This window comes from Streptomyces sp. NPDC002701 (genome assembly GCF_042889045.1).
Lineage (GTDB): Bacteria > Actinomycetota > Actinomycetes > Streptomycetales > Streptomycetaceae > Streptomyces.
In genome coordinates, this window is record NZ_JBIAQL010000071.1 from 1 (window position 1) to 1,940 (window position 1,940).

General features: G+C 67.0%; 2 protein-coding genes. Both read left to right on the forward strand.

Annotated elements, in window-relative coordinates:
• The first annotated feature begins 1,212 nt into the window (after window positions 1–1,212).
• Window positions 1,213–1,536, forward strand: coding sequence for a hypothetical protein (locus tag ACFYXC_RS41815; protein ID WP_389558392.1), 324 nt, complete (start codon window positions 1,213–1,215; stop codon window positions 1,534–1,536).
• Window positions 1,537–1,610: 74 nt separating this feature from the next.
• Window positions 1,611–1,940 (forward strand): hypothetical protein (locus ACFYXC_RS41820; RefSeq protein WP_389558394.1); only part of this gene is annotated, 330 nt, incomplete at its 3' end.

Genomic DNA, 1,940 nt, shown 5'->3' on the forward strand with positions numbered 1-1,940 from the left:
CAGCTCATCCGCCACGATCCACGGCGGCTGTTCACCCCTTCTCATGTGCAGGCTAACAACCCATCAGACACCAACATTCCAAGGTAAGTTGCAGCCTTTTGTTAGGAGTTCTTAACCGCTGACTGCGCGCCTCGATGGCGAGGGCGACGATGGTCAGGGCCCCGTTGGAGTGCTCGGGGGTGCCGGTGAAGATGCGCTGCATTGCCGCGCGAATACGGTCTCGTTCATCTGGGGCCGGACTCATGTGCGAGCTTCCTGACTGGTGATACGGGCGCGGTCGTGGGCGTCGGCAAAGCCGGTGCAGCCGGTCGGCTGCGGTGAGAAGGCGGCGGGCGATCGGATCGGGCTGATGGGTCGCCTGCCGGGTGAGGCGGTCGGCCCGGGCGTGCAGCTGCTGTGCGTGGAGGTCCGTGCGGACTGTGTTGCCGCAGCCGGCAACACAGCGGTTCAGGGCCGGGACGTCGTGGTCGGTGGTGCGTTGGCACAGGGCTTGATCACGCTTATAGCGGCACAGCAGCTGGGCGTGGGGGTTGTCGTAGAGGACGTTCCGTCGCGGGAGAGGTACTTGCGGGCGAAGTCCGCCTTGACGGTCGTGCCTTCGAATCGGTGAGCGGTGCTTGCCTGGTGGAGAGCCTGGGCGGATCGCGGCGACGACGGGGGCGATGGCGACCCAGGGGACGTCCCGTTCGGTGCCAGCTGAGACGTGGTTGCCGTCCTCGTCGACGGCGGTCTTGAACTGGCGGGTGCGAATCAGATGCCAGGCGCCTGCACTGTCGTCGGTGCCCGGGTCGGGACAGCATCCCGAGCGAATGGCGAGCGCTACTGGCGGGAGGGGGTTATTCCGGCTGTGCACTATTCCTCGAGATGACTCGCCCCGAATGACTCGGTGGCTTTACGCCGGGTCGGACGGGTCCCAGGGAAAGCGAATCAACGACCAGGTATCCCGCGGCACCTCATCACGGGTGACAACAGGCTGCGATTGACTACTCAGAAGTAGAGTGAGGCGCAGGTTTCCCGGGGGCCCGGCGTCGCCGTGTTGGCCGCAGTGAGTCGATGGCCACCTTATGGGTGCGCCACGTAACCAGGTCGGCTGATCTGTGATCGGGAGGAGCGCATTCAACGCGTACTCGTCCCAGGAGAGCAGGGTGCGCATGAGCCACATCAACTTGTCCGTACCCACATACTTCACGTTGAAGGCGTAGAGAGCAGATCGTGCGGCTGACCGCACGGCTGGACGAGTTCGGCCGGGCCGCCGGGGAGGTCCGTATCACCCGCAAGACGCTGCTGGAGCTGCCCGATCCGCAGCCGCCCGCGCTGCCGGCCCCGAAGCTGCCGGACCATCCGGCCTGCCAGCAGATCATGGCGGTGTGCGCTGCGGCCGACGCGCCGCTGCGGGCGCGGCAGGTGTACGAGGCAATGAACATGGAGATCGCGCCCAACAGCATCAACAACACCCGCCTGAAGCTCATGTGGCTGACCGAGCGCGGAATCCGGGTCGAGACCGAGCAGGGCTTGTTCACCCAGCCGCGGCCGTAGCCGGCCGGGGAGGCCCTGAGGCAGGATCTGTGCTCATGATGCGTCGGGGGCGTGCCGGGGGAGTCTCGGCAGTGGTGTTCAGCGTTGCGGTGTGCATGGCCGGCCTGTGGTGGACGGTGAATGCGCTGCCGGGGGCGGAGGGGCAGTCCGACCCGGCGGGGTTGCTGGCCCTCTTACCCAGCTTGGTGGGTGTGGTCCTTGGGGGATGGGGAGCGTGGGCGGGAATCCGGGCCCTGCAGGCCCAGCGCACGGCCTCGGTGATCGCGGAGGAACTCGCCAGACTTGTGGCGCGGGCGGAGGGCGCGCAGTACCGGCAGTTGCTGGGCAGTGGACTGGCAGCGCCGGACGGGCGGATCGACCTCACTTTCACGGTCACGGCCACCGGAATGAGCGATTCGCGCGCC